This window comes from Suipraeoptans intestinalis (assembly GCF_009696485.1).
GTDB lineage: Bacteria > Bacillota > Clostridia > Lachnospirales > Lachnospiraceae > Suipraeoptans > Suipraeoptans intestinalis.
This window is the reverse complement of record NZ_VULY01000018.1, coordinates 820,557-840,036: the sequence shown is the minus strand read 5'-3', so window position 1 is coordinate 840,036 and position 19,480 is coordinate 820,557. Positions and strand designations below refer to the sequence as shown.

14 protein-coding genes and 1 other annotated feature are annotated in these 19,480 nt (G+C 48.8%); all 14 genes read left to right on the top strand.

The genetic code is table 11. The features are described from left to right. Positions 1-12: 12 nt before the first annotated feature. Positions 13-220: a binding site (T-box leader), on the top strand. 64 nt (positions 221-284) lie between these two features. The 14 genes from proS to FYJ34_RS13135 all read left to right on the top strand — a co-directional run bounded on the left by proS (position 285) and on the right by FYJ34_RS13135 (position 19,401). Further along, the gene (proS, locus tag FYJ34_RS04630) at positions 285-1,727 is read left to right on the top strand and encodes a proline--tRNA ligase (RefSeq protein ID WP_154476640.1); all 1,443 of its coding nucleotides are present in this window, start codon (positions 285-287) and stop codon (positions 1,725-1,727) included. 254 nt (positions 1,728-1,981) lie between these two features. Next, entirely contained in the window at positions 1,982-3,340 is a 1,359-nt protein-coding gene (locus tag FYJ34_RS04625) for a CCA tRNA nucleotidyltransferase (RefSeq protein WP_154478824.1), read from the top strand. A gap of 22 nt (positions 3,341-3,362) precedes the next feature. Then, entirely contained in the window at positions 3,363-5,105 is a 1,743-nt protein-coding gene (locus tag FYJ34_RS04620; RefSeq protein WP_154476638.1) for a phospho-sugar mutase, read from the top strand. Between the two features lie 190 nt (positions 5,106-5,295). Further along, on the top strand, positions 5,296-5,571 hold the full coding sequence (locus FYJ34_RS04615; protein ID WP_154476636.1) for an HU family DNA-binding protein: 276 nt from the start codon (positions 5,296-5,298) through the stop codon (positions 5,569-5,571). A gap of 175 nt (positions 5,572-5,746) precedes the next feature. Then, positions 5,747-5,986 (top strand): RNA-binding S4 domain-containing protein, encoded by a 240-nt coding sequence (locus tag FYJ34_RS04610; protein WP_154476634.1) that lies wholly within the window; start codon positions 5,747-5,749, stop codon positions 5,984-5,986. A 248-nt stretch (positions 5,987-6,234) separates the two neighbouring features. Continuing rightward, positions 6,235-6,558 (top strand): FtsB family cell division protein, encoded by a 324-nt coding sequence (locus FYJ34_RS04605; RefSeq protein ID WP_154476632.1) that lies wholly within the window; start codon positions 6,235-6,237, stop codon positions 6,556-6,558. Between the two features lie 108 nt (positions 6,559-6,666). Continuing rightward, on the top strand, positions 6,667-8,034 hold the full coding sequence (gene tilS / locus FYJ34_RS04600) for a tRNA lysidine(34) synthetase TilS (protein ID WP_154476630.1): 1,368 nt from the start codon (positions 6,667-6,669) through the stop codon (positions 8,032-8,034). Next, a complete protein-coding gene (gene hpt / locus FYJ34_RS04595; RefSeq protein ID WP_154476628.1) occupies positions 8,018-8,545 on the top strand; it encodes a hypoxanthine phosphoribosyltransferase in 528 nt (175 codons plus the stop codon). Before tilS ends, hpt begins: the two co-directional genes overlap by 17 nt. Before the next feature lie 36 nt (positions 8,546-8,581). Beyond that, entirely contained in the window at positions 8,582-10,414 is a 1,833-nt protein-coding gene (gene ftsH, locus FYJ34_RS04590; protein ID WP_154476626.1) for an ATP-dependent zinc metalloprotease FtsH, read from the top strand. 22 nt (positions 10,415-10,436) lie between these two features. Next, positions 10,437-12,485 carry a glycoside hydrolase family 13 protein gene (locus FYJ34_RS04585; RefSeq protein WP_154476624.1) on the top strand — a complete coding sequence of 683 codons (2,049 nt, stop codon included), beginning with the start codon at positions 10,437-10,439 and terminating at the stop codon, positions 12,483-12,485. Positions 12,486-12,681: 196 nt separating this feature from the next. Further along, entirely contained in the window at positions 12,682-14,319 is a 1,638-nt protein-coding gene (hcp, locus tag FYJ34_RS04580; RefSeq protein ID WP_154476622.1) for a hydroxylamine reductase, read from the top strand. Between the two features lie 484 nt (positions 14,320-14,803). Continuing rightward, positions 14,804-17,221 (top strand): Cna B-type domain-containing protein, encoded by a 2,418-nt coding sequence (locus tag FYJ34_RS04575; protein WP_173017056.1) that lies wholly within the window; start codon positions 14,804-14,806, stop codon positions 17,219-17,221. A 388-nt stretch (positions 17,222-17,609) separates the two neighbouring features. Further along, positions 17,610-18,413, top strand: a complete 804-nt coding sequence (locus FYJ34_RS04570; protein ID WP_154476618.1) for a protein-ADP-ribose hydrolase — start codon at positions 17,610-17,612, stop codon at positions 18,411-18,413. Continuing rightward, positions 18,397-19,401 carry an SIR2 family NAD-dependent protein deacylase gene (locus tag FYJ34_RS13135; RefSeq protein WP_235899256.1) on the top strand — a complete coding sequence of 335 codons (1,005 nt, stop codon included), beginning with the start codon at positions 18,397-18,399 and terminating at the stop codon, positions 19,399-19,401. Before FYJ34_RS04570 ends, FYJ34_RS13135 begins: the two co-directional genes overlap by 17 nt. Positions 19,402-19,480 lie beyond the last annotated feature (79 nt).

Here is a 19,480-nt window from a genome sequence, read left to right as displayed (position 1 = left end):
AAAGCATGATCAAAAACGGCGATGAAGAGGAACAGTACAGAAGAAACCTGCGCCAGAGAGGGAGTCAGATAGGTGAGAGGCTCCCGCAGAAGTCTTTTGGAACCCGCCTTGGAGCCACTGCATGAAAGTGCAGCGTAGATGCCGGCGTTAACGGCAAGCAGAGAGAACTGCAAAAGTGCAGTTAATTAGGGTGGTACCGCCGAGTCCTTCGGTCCCTTTGGGGAGCGCAGGATTCGGCGTTTTGCGTTTCCTTATCGTATATCAAACAGAAAAGGAGAACAGTTATGGCAAAAGACAAGAAGTTAGTACAAAGCATTACGTCCAGAGACGAGAACTTTGCGCAGTGGTACACAGATGTAGTAAGAGAAGCAGAGCTCTGCGATTATTCCAGTGTGAAGGGCTGTCTGAACTATCTGCCCAACGGTTATGCGATCTGGGAGCTGATCCAGGCGGATCTGGACAGAAGATTTAAGGAAACGGGAGTAGAAAACGTTTACCTTCCTACTTTGATTCCGGAAAATCTGCTGGAAAAAGAAGCGGATCACATAGATGGATTTGCTCCGGAGGTTGCGTGGGTGACACATGGAGGAATGGAAAGGCTGCAGGAAAGACTGTGCATCCGTCCTACCTCAGAAACGCTGTTCTGCGACCTGTGGGCAAGAACAGTGCAGTCCTACAGGGATCTGCCGAAGGTATGGAACCAGTGGAATTCAGTGCTTCGCTGGGAAAAGACCACCAGACCGTTCCTGCGTTCCAGGGAGTTTTTGTGGCAGGAAGGCCATACCATCCACGCCACTTATGAGGAGGCGGAAGAGCGGACCATCCAGATGCTGAAAGTGTATGAGGACTGTTATCGTGATACGCTTGCCATTCCTTTTGTTTCGGGAAGAAAGGCAGAGCACGAAAAATTTGCGGGAGCACAGGATACCTACACCATTGAAGCGCTGATGCACGACGGAAAGGCGCTGCAGTCCGCTACCAGTCATTTCTTCGGAAGCGGATTCCCGGATGCGTTTAACATCAAATATGTAGACAAGAACAACGAGCTGCACAGTGTGTATGAGACCTCCTGGGGATGGTCCACCAGAAGTATCGGAGCGCTGATCATGGTGCACGGAGACGACAGCGGCCTGGTGCTTCCGCCGCATGTGGCGCCTGTGGAATGCCGTATTATCCCTATCGCACAGCACAAGGAAGGGGTTCTGGACAGAGCCTACGCCCTGTTGGATGAGCTGAAGAAGGCAGGATACCGGGTGAAGATCGACGATTCCGAGAAGAGTCCCGGATGGAAGTTCTCCGAGCAGGAAATGCTAGGAATCCCCACCAGGATCGAGATCGGACCGAAGGATATCGAAAACAACCAGGTGATCGTAGTCCGTCGTGACAACAGGGAAAAGGAAGTGGTGTCTCTGGATGCCATAAGCGTAAGGCTCCGGGAGATCCTGGAGCAGGAGCAGCAGGATATGTATGACCGCGCCAAAGAATTTTTGGACAGCCATATTGACACAGCAGTGACCATGGAAGAGATGGAAGAAAAATTCAAGGCAAACCGCGGATTTGTAAAAGCATGCTGGTGTGGGGATCCGGAATGTGAAGGAGAAGTAAAATATGTAACCGGAGGAGCTTCCACCAGATGTCTGATCGAAGATGAAGAAATGATCTCAGATACCTGTATTTGGTGTGGCAAGCCGGCGAAGCATATGGCATACTGGGGAAAATCCTATTAAGCTTGCCGGATATTCCTGAAGATGCCAAAGCGCATCGCCCGGCAGGAGAAGAGAGAGCCAGGCAGTTTCGGCAAACAGGAATCTGGGGAAGAACCTTGCAAAAAGAGGGGACGGGGAGCAGGAAGACTCTTCCGTCCCCGTATGCTAAGAGGAAAAGTTTCTAGTGTCGGACGGAAAGGGACAAGGGACTTTCCGGGGAGATTCGGGAGGAAAGAATGGAGCAGGAAAAACGGATAGAAACGCCTGTAAAAGAACTGGAGATAGACATACCGGAGAAGGTAAGGCAGATCATAAGCCGGCTGGAGGAAAGCGGGCATGAAGCCTATGCGGTGGGAGGCTGTGTGCGGGATACGCTGCTGAAAAGAAGGCCGCAGGACTGGGATGTGACCACGTCGGCCTCCCCGGAGGAGATAAAGGGGTTGTTTTCCAGAACCATCGATACCGGTATCGAACACGGAACGGTGACGGTGCGGCTGCAAAAAGAGAGCTTTGAAGTAACCACCTACCGGATTGACGGAACCTATTCGGACAGACGCCATCCGGACCATGTGGAATTTACCAAGAGCCTGAAGGAAGACCTGCGCCGAAGAGACTTTACCATCAATGCGATGGCATACAATCCCACAAGAGGGCTGGTGGATTGTTTTCAGGGAATACAGGATCTAAGAGAAGGCAGGATCCGGTGCGTGGGAAACCCCAGGGAACGTCTCAGAGAGGATGCGCTTCGCATTTTAAGAGGGATCCGGTTTGCGGCACAACTGGGATTTCAGGTGGAAGCGGAAACGGCCTTTGCCATGAAGGAGCTGGCAGACACCCTCCGAGAGATCAGCGCAGAACGGATCCAGGCAGAATTGGTCAAGCTGGTAACGTCGCCCAATCCGCAAATGATCCTGAAAGGCTATGAGCTGGGGATCACAGGCGCCATCCTGCCGGAGTTTGATGCGATGATGGAAACCGAACAGGAAACGCCGCATCACAACTGCAGCGTAGGGCTGCATACCGTACACAGTATGGAGAACATTTTGCCGGAAAAAAGTCTGCGTCTGACCATGCTGCTGCACGATATCGGAAAACCTGCCAGAAAAACCATGGATGAAAACGGAGTGGCGCACTTCAAAGGACATGGAGCCGTCAGTGAAAAAATGGCGGAACATATTTTGAAGCGGCTGAAGTTTGACAATGAAACCCGGCAGAAGGTAACGAAACTGATCCGCTTTCATGATGATAGGATAAAGGCGGAGCCTCTTGCCGTCAGGAAAGGAATGCACCGGATCGGGAAAGATCTGTTTTTGGACTACCTGAAGGTCAGAATGGCGGATACCCTGGCACAGAGCAGTTATAAGAGAGAAGAAAAGCTGGAGAATCTGCGGCGGGTTCAGGAGATTTACGAGGATATCATTCAAAAAGAAGAATGTGTATCCCTGAAAGAGCTGGCGGTTTCGGGAAAAGATCTGATAGCGATGGGGATGCAGCCGGGGAAAGAGATGGGAGAAACGCTGGAGTGGATGCTGGAGCAGGTGTTGGAACATCCGCAATGGAATTCCCGGGAAAAGTTGACGGAGCTTGCCGCTCAAAGAAAAGAATCTTTTCAACAGAAAGAGGATGGTATATAATGAACCCACAAGGAGGTGGCCTATGGAAGTGATGAAACAGTATGAAGAATGGCTGAGCCAGCCGTGCTTTGATGAGGAGACAAAAAAGGAGCTGCAGCAGCTGAAAGGAAATGAGAAAGAGATACAGGAGCGTTTCTATAAGGAACTGGAGTTTGGAACGGCAGGACTAAGAGGGATCATAGGAGCAGGAACCAACCGGATCAACGTATATACTGTCAGGAAAGCAACGCAGGGACTGGCCAACTACATCAGGAAGAAAGACGGGCAGGAGAAAGGAGTGGCCATCGCCTACGATTCCAGGAGAATGTCTCCGGAATTTGCCCGGGAAGCAGCGCTTTGTCTGGCGGCCAACGGGATCAAGGCCTATGTGTTTGAATCTCTTCGTCCCACCCCGGAGCTGTCCTATGCGGTCAGAACTCTGGGATGTATTGCAGGCATCAACATTACGGCGAGCCACAATCCGCCAGAGTACAACGGATACAAGGTGTACTGGGAGGACGGAGCACAGATCACGCCGCCCCATGACAAAGGAATCATGGATGAGGTGAACGCCCTTCGGGATTATGATACATTGAAAACGATGGAATTGCAGGAAGCTACGAAGGAAGGTCTGTATATCACCATCGGAAAAGAGATCGACGACGGCTATCTAGCAGAACTGAAAAAATTGATCCTGCATCAGGACGCCATCTGCCGGATGGGAAAAGAACTGAAGATCGTCTACAGTCCTTTGCACGGCACCGGAAATCTGCCGGTGAGAAGGATTCTGGCGGAGCTGGGCTTTGAAAATGTCTATGTGGTCAAGGAACAGGAGCTTCCCGACGGGGACTTCCCCACCGTTTCCTACCCGAACCCGGAGGCAAAGGAAGCGTTTGAGCTGGGACTGAAGCTGGCAGAGAAGGTAGATGCAGATCTGGTTCTGGCGACCGACCCGGATGCAGACAGACTTGGCGTCTATGTCAAAGATACGGCGACGGGGACCTATAAGGAGCTGACGGGGAATATGTCCGGCTGTCTTCTGGCAGACTATGAGATCGGACAGAAAAAAGAGAAGCTGGGACTGCCGGAGGACGGATACCTGATCAAGACGATCGTAACCTCCAACCTGGCAGATGCCATCGCCAAGGGATATGGGATCGGCTTGATGGAAGTTCTGACGGGATTCAAATTTATCGGGCAGAAGATCCTGGGCTTTGAAACGAAAGGAAAGGGCAGTTACCTGTTTGGGTTTGAAGAAAGCTATGGCTGCCTGATCGGTACCTACGCAAGAGACAAGGATGCTGTGGCGGCCACCATGGCGCTGTGCGAGGCGGCAGCGTACTACAAGACGCGGGGAAAGACACTGTGGGATGCCATGCTGGATCTGTACAAAAAGTATGGGTTCTACAAAGACGATATCCAGTCTATTACTCTGCAGGGAATGGAAGGATTACAGAAAATACAGGAAATTCTGGGAAGCCTTCGCGCCAATCCGCCCAGGCAGGTAGGAGGATATCAGGTGGAACGGGTGCGGGATTACCAGACGTCCGTTATCCTGGACTGCCGAACGGGAGAAACAACAGACACCGGACTTCCGGTATCGAATGTACTGTATTACGAGCTGGAGGGAGACAACTGGCTTTGCGTCCGCCCATCCGGAACAGAACCAAAGGTGAAGTTCTACTATGGCGTAAAGGGAGAGTCCCTGGAAGATGCACAGAACAGATCCGATACGCTGGGAAAAGAAGTTCTTTCCATGATAGACACAATGCTGTCAGAAAAGTAAACAGATAGGAAAACCAGTAAATTTCTTTAAAATCGTGAGACAGGTGAAATTTTCTTGACAAACAGAGGGAAAACAGGTATAACAATACCTATAAGAGTTTCTTTTTTTAAAGGAGCCGATAACATCTCAGAGGATCTGAATATATATTAAGACAGGATTCGACAAGGTAGATAAGAGGAGGATATTTTTCATGAACAAAACAGAATTGATCGCAGCAGTTGCAGAGGCAGCAGGGTTGAACAAGAAAGACTCAGAGAAGGCTTTGAAGGCTTTTGTTGACGTGGTAACCGCAGAACTCAAGAAAGACGAGAAAGTACAGTTGGTTGGATTTGGAACCTTTGAAGTAAGCAACAGAGCTGCAAGAGAAGGAAGAAATCCTCAGACAGGCGAGACCATGAAGATCGAGGCTTGTAAGGCTCCGAAGTTCAAAGCAGGAAAGGCACTGAAGGATGCGCTGAACGCATAATCACTGCATAAGAAGAGAGGAAGGTAGAGAGTGGAGATCCACTCTCTATTTTTTACAGCGAAATGTAACTTTTGACATTCCGGGAATCTGCGATCATGGGGAGTCAGAATCCTGTGCCTGCGCAGGAGTCTGACGACGGCAGAAATGAGGGAAGACAAGAAGAGGGAGAAGAAAGATGAGGCTAGACAAGTTTTTAAAGGTATCGAGACTGATCAAGCGAAGGACGGTGGCCAACGAGGCCTGCGACGCCGGCAGAGTGACCGTCAATGGGGTGACAGCCAAGGCTTCCGTGAAGGTCAAGGCGGGAGATATTATAGAGATCCAGTTTGGAAATCAGAGTGTTCGGGCAGAGGTCCTGGACATTCGGGACACCTCCAAAAAGGAGGAAGCAAAGGAGCTTTTTCGGTACCTGTAAAGGCATTGTGCATATTTACTATACAAAATTTAGAAAGCATGCAGACGGCCGACACTACAATTTGTGTTTTTGTAGATTTTTTTTAAAGAAAAAAGAAAAAGAAGCCAAAAAAGAAGTAAAAAAATTTACGTTTTTTTAGGAAAAAAACACAAAAAATCCCTTGCGGAAACAGAGAAAAACAGGTAGGCTTAATGAAAGCCTAGTGGGATAGGCAGTATGGGGAAATAGAAGTAAGGGTGAGTATAAGTATGGGAAGCATAAAGCAAAGGGGCAGGAAGAAACAGCCGAAAAAAAGAGTCAGGCGCAACCAAAGCAGTGTAAGAGGGATCTGTTTGGTGCTGCTTTTGCTTTGCGGCGTGTGCGGAGTCGGAAGCATATCGCTGAAGCAAAAGGAGAGAGTGCTTCTGGCACAGGAGACGGAACTGCAGGAAAAAATAAAGGAAGAGAAGGCTCGCACAGAAGAGATCAAGGAGCTGAAGGAATATGTAGGCACGGACGCCTATGTGGAGGATGTGGCGCGGGAGAAGCTTGGCCTGGTTCACGAGAACGAAATTGTATTTAAAGCAGAGTAGCAGAAAGATAAATGGCTTTAGGAAGTAACTCTCCTAAAGCTTTTCTTTGTATAACAGGGAGAGGCTGCGTTTGCGGCGTCTGTCCCAAGACACCGGGTGGAGAGAAAAATGGAGCAGAAAGTTAGAACATTTGTAAAACAGTACCATTTGCTGGAAGAAGGAGACAGGATCGTACTGGGGCTGTCGGGAGGGATGGATTCCATGTGCCTTCTGTTTTTACTGCTGCAATGGCGAAAGGAAAGGAAGCTAGAGATCCTGGCGGTGCATGTGGATCACCAGATCAGGGGCGAGGCGGCCAGAAAGGATGCGGCCTTTGTGGAGCAGATCTGTAAAGAGAAGAACGTGGAGTATCGACTCTTTCGGGAGGATGTGGAAGGGATCGCAAAGAAGAAAAAGCTTTCCGTGGAAGAGGCGGGCCGGGAGATTCGAAGAGAACTGTTCCAAAGCGAACAGAAAAGGTGGGGAGGCAGCAAGATCGCACTGGCTCACCATAGAAACGACCATGCGGAAACATTGCTGTTTCACCTTGCCAGAGGATGCGGGCTGAAAGGACTGGGAGGAATCGCGCCGGTGGAAGGACAGATCATCCGTCCCCTTCTGTGCCTGGAAAGAAGGGAAATAGAAGCATATGTGAAACAGCGCCAGATCCCCTACCGGGAGGATGCGACCAATCAGGATCTTGCATATGCAAGAAACCGGATCCGAAGACAGATCCTTCCGGAGCTGGAGACGGTGAACGAGAAGGCGCTTCTTCATTTCTGGGAGACCTCCCAGAGGGCAAAAAAGGCATGGGCGTTTTTGGAAAAAGAGGCGGACAGATGGTATCGGCTTTGCCGGAAGAAGGAGGAAGGACGCCTGCTTCTGAAGGAAGAAGAGTACCGGAAGATTCCGGAGGAACTGCGGGAATACGTCCTGCAAAAGTTTTTGTGGGAAGGGGCGGGAAAAAGAAAGGACATTACGGCGGTTCATATCGGGCTTCTGGAAGAGCTTTGGGGAAAGCAGTCCGGGAGAAAGCACTGTCTGCCTTACCGGCTGGATGCGCTTAGGACTCCCGAAGGGATAGAATTGTACCCGGCAGAAAAAGAGGAGGGGAAGAGACCGGGAGAAGAAAAACCGCCGGCAGTCCAGATGCGGATCTTTGAAAAGCAGGAAGAAGTCACAATATTTCCGCAAAATCCCTACACGAAGTGGTTTGATTATGATAAAATAGAATCTAATGTAAAAATCAGACACAGAGAAGCAGGAGACTATCTTACCATTGACCGGGCTGGCGGCAGGCAGAAGCTGAAGCAGTATTTCATCAATGAAAAGATTCCGCAGAGGCAAAGAGACGCCATATGGCTGGCGGCTGACGGGCACCATATTCTCTGGGTGATTGGTTACAGGCAGAATCAAGGGTATCAGGTGACTGACAGGACAAAGAGGATTCTTGAAATAAAAGTAGATGGAGGAAATCACAATGGCAGAGCAGATTAGAGTAATGATCTCGGAAGAGGAAGTGGCAAAAAGGATCGAAGAGCTGGGGAAAGAAATCAGCAGGGACTATGAAGGAAAGCAGGTGCATTTGATCTGTGTCCTGAAGGGCGGGGTATTCTTCATGTGCGAGCTGGCAAAGCGGATCAGCGTGCCTCTTTCCATGGACTTCATGAGTGTCAGCAGCTATGGAAATGCCACTTCTTCCAGCGGAGTGGTAAAGATCGCAAAGGACCTGGACGAGTCCCTGGAAGGAAAGGATGTGCTGGTGGTAGAGGACATCATTGACTCGGGAAGGACTTTGTCTTATCTGTGGGAGATCCTGGGGCAGCGTCATCCAAACAGTATGAAGCTGTGTACCCTTCTTGACAAGCCGGACCGGCGGGTCAAGGATATCCGGGTGGATTATGTGGGCTTTGAGATCCCGGATGAATTTGTGGTGGGATACGGACTGGACTATACGCAGAAGTACAGGAATCTTCCCTATATCGGAGTAGTGGAAGGGGTCAACTAATCCGACGGAATTACGAAAGAGAAAGGAACTTATCATATGAACAAGAAAAATATGGGACTGCGAGGGATCGTACTCCTGTTTTCCATACTCCTGCTGTTCGTGGCATTTCAGCTATCGGATAAACTGAATCAGAACGGCCGGGAGATCACCAGGAAGGATTTTGAAGAACTGGTACAAAAAGGACAGGTAGAGAATGTGACGATCCGCCAGAATAAGGCGGTTCCTACAGGGCGGCTGGAGATCGGCATCCGTGTGGGAGAGACCAGAGATATCCGGTATCTGTATGTGTCGGATGTGAATGAGATCCAGAAATATCTGCAGGAGAAGGAACTGGTTTACCGAATGCCGGATATTCCAAAGGACAGCTGGATCGGAACGACTTTAGTTCCTACTCTTCTGACGGTGGGAGGAGTGCTTCTGATTTTCCTGATGATGAACCGTCAGGGAGGCGGAGCCGGAGCAAAGGCCATGTCTTTTGGAAAAAGCAGGGCAAGGCTTCACAATGACGAGGAGCATCGGATCACCTTTGACAAGGTGGCAGGATTGGCAGAAGAAAAGGAAGAACTGGAGGAAGTGGTGGATTTCCTGAAGGATCCCCAGAAATATGTGAAGGTAGGAGCCAGGATTCCCAAAGGAGTGCTGCTTGTGGGCCCTCCGGGAACGGGAAAAACGCTTTTGGCAAAGGCCGTGGCGGGAGAAGCGAGGGTGCCTTTCTTTACCATCTCCGGTTCTGATTTTGTAGAAATGTTTGTGGGAGTGGGAGCTTCCAGAGTCAGGGATCTGTTTGAAGACGCCAAGAAGAATGCGCCCTGTATCATTTTTATTGACGAGATCGATGCAGTGGCGCGCCGGAGAGGAACCGGCATGGGCGGCGGACATGATGAAAGAGAGCAGACCTTAAATCAGATGCTGGTGGAGATGGATGGTTTCGGCGTCAACGAAGGGATCATTGTCATGGCGGCCACAAACCGGGTGGATATCCTGGATCCGGCCATTCTCCGTCCGGGACGTTTCGACAGAAAAGTAATGGTAGGATCGCCGGATGTAAAGGGAAGAGAAGAAATCTTAAAAGTACATGCAGACGGAAAACCCCTGAGTGAAGACGTAGATCTGGCACAGGTGGCGCAGACAACGGCAGGCTTTACGGGAGCGGATCTGGAAAACCTCCTGAATGAGGCGGCCATCCTGGCAGCAAAGGACAACAGAGGATATCTGAAGCAGACAGATATTCAGAAGGCTTTTATCAAGGTAGGGATCGGAACAGAAAAGAAAAGCCGTGTGATCTCCCAGAAGGAACGGAGGATCACGGCATTCCACGAGGCAGGACATGCCATTTTATTCCATGTGCTTCCGGACGTGGGACCGGTCTACAGCGTTTCGATCATTCCTACCGGAGGAGCAGGAGGATATACGATGCCGCTGCCGGAACGAGATGATATGTTCTATACCAGAGGACAGATGATGCAGGAGATCATTGTATCTCTGGGAGGCCGTGTAGCAGAAGAGGCAGTGTTCGACGACATTACCACAGGAGCGTCTCAGGACATCAAGCAGGCCACCGGACTGGCAAGATCCATGGTAACCAAGTTTGGAATGTCCGACACCGTAGGGCTCATCAACTATGACGATGACAGCGACCAGGTATTTATCGGAAGAGATCTGGCCCATGCCTCCAGAGGCTACGGGGAAAGCGTGGCGACTACCATCGATCAGGAGATCAAGCGGATCATTGACGAGTGCTACGGGAAGGCAAAAGCCCTCTTGAAGGAATACGAAGGGGTGCTGCATGCATGTGCAAATCTTCTTTTGGAGAAAGAAAAAATCACAAGGGAAGAATTTGAAGCGTTATTTGAAGCGCAGCAGGGATAAAGAAAAAAGGAAGTTAGGTTACATGAAAGAAGAAGCATTATTTTGTGACGGCACCGGGGAATATGTGATTCCTCCGCAACCGGAGGAGGATTCTGTGGTGACGTTGCGGTTTCGTACAGCAAGGGAGGAAGCGGACGGTGTTTGTCTTGTGACAGACACCGGAACTTTTTCTATGGAAAAGGACGAAACGAAAGGATATTTTGATTATTATGCCATCCAATGGAAATTGAAGGAAGAGACGTTCTCTTATTATTTTTCCATTACCAAAGGAGAAGAGACGCTCTATTATGGGAGAAACGGAGTCAGCAGGGAGCCGGTAGACTACTACCGCTTCGTTCTGGTTCCGGGATTTTCCACCCCGGACTGGGCAAAGGGGGCGGTGATGTACCAGATCTACACAGACAGATTTTGCAACGGGGATACCGGTAATGATGTAGAAACCAGAGAATACTTCTATATCGGAGATTACAGCAGCAAGGTGGCGGACTGGTACCAGTATCCCAACAGTATGGACGTTCGGGAATTTTACGGAGGCGATCTCCAGGGGGTTCTGGACAAGCTGGATTATCTCCAGGGACTGGGAGTGGAGGTGTTGTATTTTAATCCTCTGTTCGTGTCCCCTTCCAATCATAAGTACGATATTCAGGACTATGACTATATTGATCCGCACTATGGCCGGATCGTGGCGGACGAAGGCGAGGTGCTGCAGGAAGGGGTAACGGAAAACCTGTACGCTACCAAATACCAGAAGCGCACAGGAGACAGGAGGAATCTGGAAGCCAGCAACCAGTTGTTTATCCGACTGGTAGAAGAACTGCACAAAAGGGGGATGAAGATCATCCTGGACGGCGTGTTCAATCACTGCGGTTCTTTTAATAAGTGGATGGATCGGGAGAGGATCTATGAAGGGCAGGAAGGCTATCAGCCGGGCGCTTATGTGTCGGCAGACAGCCCTTATCGCAGCTATTTCCGGTTTTTTGAAGAAGCATGGCCTTACAATTACCATTATGATGGCTGGTGGGGACATGATACCTTGCCGAAGCTGAACTATGAGGAATCTGTCAAGCTGGAAAATTATATTCTGAAGGTGGCTGTCAAATGGGTGTCACCGCCTTTTAACGCAGACGGGTGGCGTCTGGATGTAGCGGCGGACCTGGGGAGGAGCAACGAATACAATCATCAGTTCTGGAAGAAATTCCGAAAGGCTGTGAAGCATGCCAACCCCAATGCACTGATCCTGGCAGAACACTACGGCGATCCGAGAGAATGGCTAAAGGGAGATGAATGGGATACCGTGATGAACTACGATGCCTTTATGGAGCCGGTCACCTGGTTTCTGACGGGCATGGAAAAGCACAGTGACGAGGAGAGGCCGGAGCTTCGCGGCAACGGAGATCATTTTGCGGGAGCCATGCTACATCACATGTCAAATATGCTGACGCCTTCCCTGCAGGTGGCCATGAACGAATTGTCCAACCACGACCATTCCAGATTCCTTACCAGAACCAATCATATGGTGGGACGCGTGGGGCAGCTGGGAAGTAAAGCGGCCGAGGAATATGTCAACAAGGCCATTATGCGGGAAGCGGTAGTGATGCAGATGACCTGGGTAGGAGCGCCTACCGTCTACTACGGAGATGAAGCGGGCGTCTGTGGTTTTACAGATCCGGACAACCGAAGAACGTATCCGTGGGGAAGGGAAGACAGGGAGCTTCTGGAATTTCACCGGGATATGATTGCGATTCATAAAGCGTATACAGCCTTGAAGACCGGCTCTTTGCTGCTGCTTCATTGGGAAAACAATATTCTGAGCTATGGAAGGTTCGGAAAGGACGAGAGGATCATCGTCGTGTTAAACAACAGAGAGACGCTGGCCAGAGTGACGGTGCCTGTCTGGAAGGCGGAAGTGGCGGAAAAATGCAGGCTGTACCGGTTGATGTACACCTACGCGGAAGGCTATACCCGGGAAGCGGAAGAATATCTGGTGGAAGAGGGAGAGCTGGTAGTAAACATGGGAGCGTATTCGGCGCTGGTACTGACAGACGTCTGCCCGGAGGAAAAGAAAGGATAGGATCGGATCCCAACAGATAAAATCTGACCTTGGGGCGACGACTACAGACAGAAGTCTTGCAGGCAGATGCGGCAGTCCGGGAAAAAAGATATCCAAAAAAAGAGAAAAAAGTGGTAATAACAACGGAACAAAGAAGAAAATTCGTCTATACTGTGCAGGAACAAAAAACAACCCGAACATGTATGGAGGAAACCAAATGGAACATAAAATGTTTTGTTACCAATGTCAGGAAACGGCAGGCGGCCAGGGCTGTTGTGTGTCCGGCGTCTGTGGGAAAAAGCCGGAAGTGGCTATGATGCAGGATCTTCTGGTGTATGTTACGAAAGGACTGGCTTCTGTAACAACACAACTGAGAGCCGAAGGAAAGACGATTGCCGAAAGTGTGAATCATACCGTAACATTTAATCTGTTTATGACGATCACAAACGCCAATTTTGACCGGGAAATGATCGTTGCAAGAATCACAGAGACACTAAAAGAAAAAGACAGTCTGCTGCCGGAGGTGCAGGACAAGGAGAAACTGTCCCAGGCAGCGCTCTGGTCAGGCGGCGAGGCTGAATATGAAACGAAGGCGGCAACGGTAGGCGTGCTGGCAACGGAAAATGAGGATGTGCGTTCCCTGAGGGAGCTGATCGTCTACGGGCTGAAAGGTCTGGCAGCCTATTCCAAGCATGCAAATGCACTGCTGCAGGAAGATGGCGATGTGGATGGATTTATTCAGGAGGCGCTTGCCAAAGTGCAGGATGACAGCCTCAGCGTAGAAGAGCTGGTGGCCCTGACCATGGAAACCGGAAAATACGGAGTGCAGGGAATGGCATTGCTGGATCAGGCAAATACAGGAGCCTATGGAAATCCGGAGATCACGCAGGTGAACATTGGAGTGGGAACACGACCGGGGATCCTGGTATCCGGGCACGATCTGAGAGATCTGGAAATGCTTCTGGAGCAGACAAAGGGAACGGGAGTAGACGTGTATACCCATTCTGAGATGCTTCCGGCGCACTACTATCCGTTCTTTAAAAAATATGACAACTTTGTAGGAAACTATGGAAATGCATGGTGGAAGCAGAAGGAAGAGTTTGAAACCTTCCGGGGACCGATCCTGATGACCACCAACTGTATCGTTCCGCCGAAGGATTCGTATAAGGATCGGCTTTGGACGACGGGAGCTGCAGGATTTCCGGGCTGCCGCCATATTTCCGGCAGCTATGGAGAAGAAAAAGACTTTTCAGAGCTGATCGAACAGGCAAAGACCTGCCAGCCACCGCAGGAGATCGAGAAAGGTACCATTGTGGGAGGATTCGCTCATGAGCAGGTATTTGCGCTGGCAGATAAGGTGGTAGAAGCCGTAAAATCCGGCGCCATCAAGAAATTTGTAGTAATGGGCGGTTGTGACGGAAGAGCGAAGAAAAGAGAGTATTACACAGAATTTGCACAACAGCTTCCGAAAGACACGGTGATCCTGACAGCAGGCTGCGCCAAATACAAATACAACAAGCTGGATCTGGGAGATATCGGAGGTATCCCGCGGGTGCTGGATGCCGGACAGTGCAACGATTCCTACTCTCTGGCGCTGATCGCGTTGAAGCTGAAGGAAGTATTTGAGCTGGACGATATCAATGAACTTCCCATTATCTATAATATTGCCTGGTATGAACAGAAGGCGGTGATCGTATTGCTGGCGCTGCTGTATCTGGGGATCAAAAACATTCACCTGGGGCCCACTTTGCCGGCATTTTTGTCTCCCAATGTAGCCAGCGTGCTGGTAGAAAACTTCGGGATCGCGGGCATTGGAACGGTAGAGGAAGATCTAAAGCTGTTCTTTGGAGAATAATCAGGAATTTCTGAAGGGACTTCTAAGAGTGTTTTAAAACAAAGGGAATCAATTCGGTTGGTTTCCGTAAAAAATGAAAAATATTATAAGGATGTTTCTTTCCTATGAACGAAAATTTCGTAGGAAGGAGACATCCTTTTTTTACAGGGTGTTAGGTGATTTGGGATTTTTTGTGACAGGAGAAGAACGAAAGAGAAAGAGAGTTTGCATAAATCCCCAGGCTGGATTTTGTTTATTTTGCCCAAAACCAGGCGGTTTTTCCGAAAAAATTCTCATGGACTTTCTATGATAAAATTGATACGATTAATACATAATAAATATGACAAGATATATATGAAATAGCAAAAAAGGAAATTTCGGTATCACATCTTATGGAATATAGGGGAGCAGAAGCATCCAGGTTTAAAGAGCGATGCGATGCCGGATATTAAAAATATAAAGACGTAATAAATAGTATTTTAAGATGAATATGAAGGAGGTTTTTATGAAAGGAAACAGAACATTGGCGGGGATCATGGGGGTACTGCTACTGGCGGCATCCGTCTTAAGCGGCTGGGGAGCGATGGGAAGGGTTGCTGCACAGGGAGCGATCATAAAAGAAGTACAGGTGGAAGCAGAGCAGATCGGTCATGCGGAAACGAGCAAAGTGACGGTGAAATTTGGAGGACAGGGAACGAATGTACAGGCGGGGCAGAGGGTGGATATCAGCTTTGGCACAGCCGGGGCAAAGGTCAAGCTGCCCTCCTCCCCCATTCCTTTATACAACAGGGAAGGACAGCTTCTGGGAGAGGTGCAGTTTTCGGAAAGCAAGGGAACGCTGATTTTTAATGAAAATGCAGCAAAGCTGGATGACGTGGAAGGAAGCTTTTATTTCAGCTTTACCGGATATTACGAAGGAGATATGGATCAGGATGGAACGGGAAGGATCTATATAGATTACGAGGGGAACAGAAAGACCATAGAGGTCACTTATAAAAAAGGCGGAATCTCTACCAATAACGTATATAGCAAAAAGGGAGTAGAAGTGTCCGGAAATGACGGCAGCAGCGTGGACTGGGTCTTTACCTTTAATGCAGCCAGGAATCAAAGCGATGGAAGCGCAGGGTTTGTGGTGACAGACAAGCTGCCGGAGACCATGACGTGGGATCTGGACAAAATAAACAGCAGTCCTTATGTGGTGCAGTTTCAGGGAGGATATCTTCCCACGTTGTTCCCGGCAACCGGCGGATGGGTGGATCTGCAAAAGGCGAAAGAAATGGGGATCGGGATCTCATTTGCCGGGCAGGATCTGACCATTACGATACCGGGATATGCAAATTATGGGGGCGGCTACACGGCAACGCTTCACGAGACGGAGGTGGCAGTCCGGCTGTCTGCAAAGATCACCAGGGAAACCCTGGAGAATGAAGCGGTGGAATACGTAGAGAATACATCAGAACCGGTATTAAACGGAGCAGACTGGACACTGGATCCCACACAATTTGGGGACAGGGTAAAGATCCAGCGTCAGGGAGGATCGATATCCGGAACGAAACCGGGAGAACTGCAGATTAAGAAAGTCATAAAAAGAACGCAGATTCCCATCAAGGATGTAGAATTTACGCTCACCAGAAAGGATGGGCAGGACATTCAGGTAAAAGAAGGAGACGGTTATGTAAACAAAGGACCGTCGGTCCGGCTGACGACAAATGATCAGGGAATGGCAGAGATCAAAGGACTAAAAGCCCAGACATATGAGATAAGAGAAACGAAAGCGCCACAATGGATCGCCTATGACCAGGATCACCCCGTTGTGCGAGAGTTTGAAATGAAAGCGGATGACAAAGTGGGAGCTTGGTTTTTGATTGAAAACGATAAGAAAAAGACGGAGGTTTCCGTAGAAAAGAAGTGGATCAAGGCAGACGGACAGCCAGGGGAGGGAATGGACACGAAGGTAAGGCTGTATCAAAATGATTTTCCTGTTTCAGAGGAAGTGATCTTGACAAAGGAGAAAACAAGCCATATTTGGAGGGGACTGGATCTGGCAGACGATCAGGGAAACAGTTATCGTTACACAGTCAAGGAAGTGGGAGAAGAAAAGGGAGAAATCGAAATAGGCGGGAAACAGTTTCAGGTGACGTATGGGAAGGCAGAAAATGGAAGCCTTGTGATTACCAACAAACAAGAAGAAGAGATGGTCCCGCTTGTGCCGGCCACGACTGAAATCAAAGTCACAAAGGTATGGAGGGGAGTATCTCCGGATAAAGCGCCGGAAATAACGGTATATTTGTTTAAGAATGGCGAAAAGACCCAAGAGAGTCTGAAGCTGAATCAGGGAAATCAGTGGACGGGAAGCTTTGAAAATCTGCCAGTGGTAGATCACATTACCGACACAAAAGCAAATACATACAGTGTAAAAGAGGAGCCGGTGCCCGGATATCATACAGAGATCAGCGGCACGGAGAAGGACGGTTTCACCATTACTAACACCATCACGGGAAAAAGATCTGTGCCGGTAACGAAAAAATGGGTAGGAAAGCCGGGAACGTCCGCTACGATCCGCCTGTTGGCAGATGGCAGGGAAGTGGATTCGGCGGTACTGCGTGAGGAGAATCACTGGCAGCATACCTTCACCGATCTGGAGCAGTATCAGGATGGAAAAGAAATTGCATACACCATTCAGGAAGAGGAAGAGAAGGGGTATGAAACAAAGATCACAGGAGATATGGAAACCGGGTTTACGGTAACCAATACCAGAAAAGAACCAAAGCAGTCCATCCTGGTGGAACCTTCACCGAAAAAGACGAGTTCCAGTACATCAATGAGAACTCCCAAAACAGGGGAGCAAGGACATCCGGAAGTATATGTGGGAGCATTGCTTGCTTCCTTGGGAGGAATCTGGCTTCTTAGAAGAAAAAAATAAGAGAGAAGAAACGAAAAAAAGAAACAGAAAAAAGAAACAGAAAAAAGAAATAGAAAAAGAAACAGAAAAAAGAAACAGAAAAAAGAAACAGAAAAAAGAAACAGGGAAAGAGATTGAAAGATAGAGTCGGTGCAGTTGTGGGACTGCGCCGACTTTTTCCGCTTTTTCTTATAGGACTGTGTAGCCAAAGAGCAGCGTGAAGAAAACTAAAAAAACTAAAAAACATAAGAAATTTTAATGTAACCATTGACATTACATAAATATAATGCTAGCATGATGGTGATAAATGTAATAAATAAAGTTACAATACACCCGTAGGAAACATCGTTAAAATGACAGAAGTTATTTGAACGGTTGGCACATGACAGAACAGAAGGAAGGTGAGGATATGAATCAGAATAAGGTGCAGGAGCAGCGGCTGAACGATCTTTTAAAGGCGTTCCAAGAGGACTCTGACAAGTACAAACATATACAGATTCCGGAAGGTGTGGATGAAAAGCGGCGCATTTTGCGTTCTCTCATGAACATCCGCATGCCAAAGAAAATGGCAGATGACGTAATAAAGCTACAGAATGAATATTTGCTGGAGTGTGCGAAAGAAAAAGGGATCGTCCGTCTTTCAGACATTCCTGTGATCAAGGGAAATCTGTCTATTTGGCAGGGAGATATTACAAGACTCCAGGTAGATGCGGTGGTGAATGCGGCAAATGCAGGGATGCTGGGGTGTTTCATACCGATGCATACCTGTATTGACAACTGTATCCATACCTATGCGGGAATACAGCTCAGGCAGGAGTGCTATGAACAGATGGAAAAGCTTCGGATAAAATATGGCAGGCAGTATGAACAGCCGACTGCGGTGCCGATGCTTACGGATGCTTACAACCTTCCGGCCAAAAAGGTGATCCATGTAGTAGGACCGATCGTGGAGTCTCAGCTTACGCCAAGGCTGGAAAAGGAGCTGGCGGACTGCTATCGAAACACATTGGATCTGTGTGCGGAGAATGGATTGAGAAGTGTGGCATTTTGCTGCATATCCACGGGAGTGTTTCGGTTCCCGAATAAAAGAGCGGCAAAAATTGCCGTAGATACAGTGGCAGAATGGTCCTTGGAACATCCGGATGCAATGGAGAGGATCATTTTCAACGTGTTTAAGGATGAGGATAAAATATATTATGAAGAATTTTTATGAAAAAAGTAACGGATACCGGGAAACCATTCAAAAGGGCCTGAAAGCGGCGCGGTATCTGGGAAGAAAAACATCTTTTGGGAGAAGCGCGGGAGGATGGCAGATCAGAGATCTGAAAGATGCGATCAAACGTGCGGAAGCGATCGTTGTCGGTGCGGGGGCGGGACTGTCAACGTCTGCCGGTCTGACCTACAGCGGGGAACGGTTCGAACGGTATTTTTTTGATTTTGCAAGGGCATACGGCATTCGGGATATGTATTCCGGCGGATTCTATCCGTTTCCCGATCAGGAAACCTTTTGGGGATGGTGGGCAAGGCACATCTACTACAATCGCTATATTGATCCGCCCAAGCCCGTATACAAAGAGCTGCTTTCCCTTTTAAAGGAAAAAGACTACTTTGTTATTACAACCAACGTGGATCATCAGTTTCAAAGAGCGGGGTTTGACAAGGAAAGACTATTTTACACGCAAGGAGATTACGGACTGTTCCAAAAGGCGGCGCCGGATCTTCCAAAGACCTATGACAATGAAGAATGGGTGATGGAGGCGATGAAAGCACAGGGCTTTGTAAGGGATGTCAGAGGCAGGTGGGAAATTCCAGAGGATGGAAGACTTTCCATGCAGATTCCACCGGAACTGCTCCCACGGTGTCCGGATGACGGTTTGGAAGTAACCACAAATCTTCGTGTGGACAGTTCTTTTGTAGAAGACGCAGGCTGGCACAAAGCGTCAGAGGCATACCGGGAGTTCCTTAAAAATCACGAGAAGACGCCGGTTCTGTTTTTGGAACTGGGAGTAGGAGCGAACACCCCGGTGATCATCAAATATCCGTTTTGGCAGATGGTGATGGAAAATGAAAAAGCAGCATATGCCTGTATCAATTATGGGGAGGCCTTCTGTCCGGTGGAAATTGAAAATAGAAGCATATGCATCAATGGAGACATAGGAGAAGTGTTGCATCAAATGATACAGTTGCCTGTGACGCCGTAAAAAAGACGCAGATACACAAACATTTTACACAAAGCAGAACCAAAAGAGAGGTTACTTGTTTTTTTGGATTCTTTGAGAT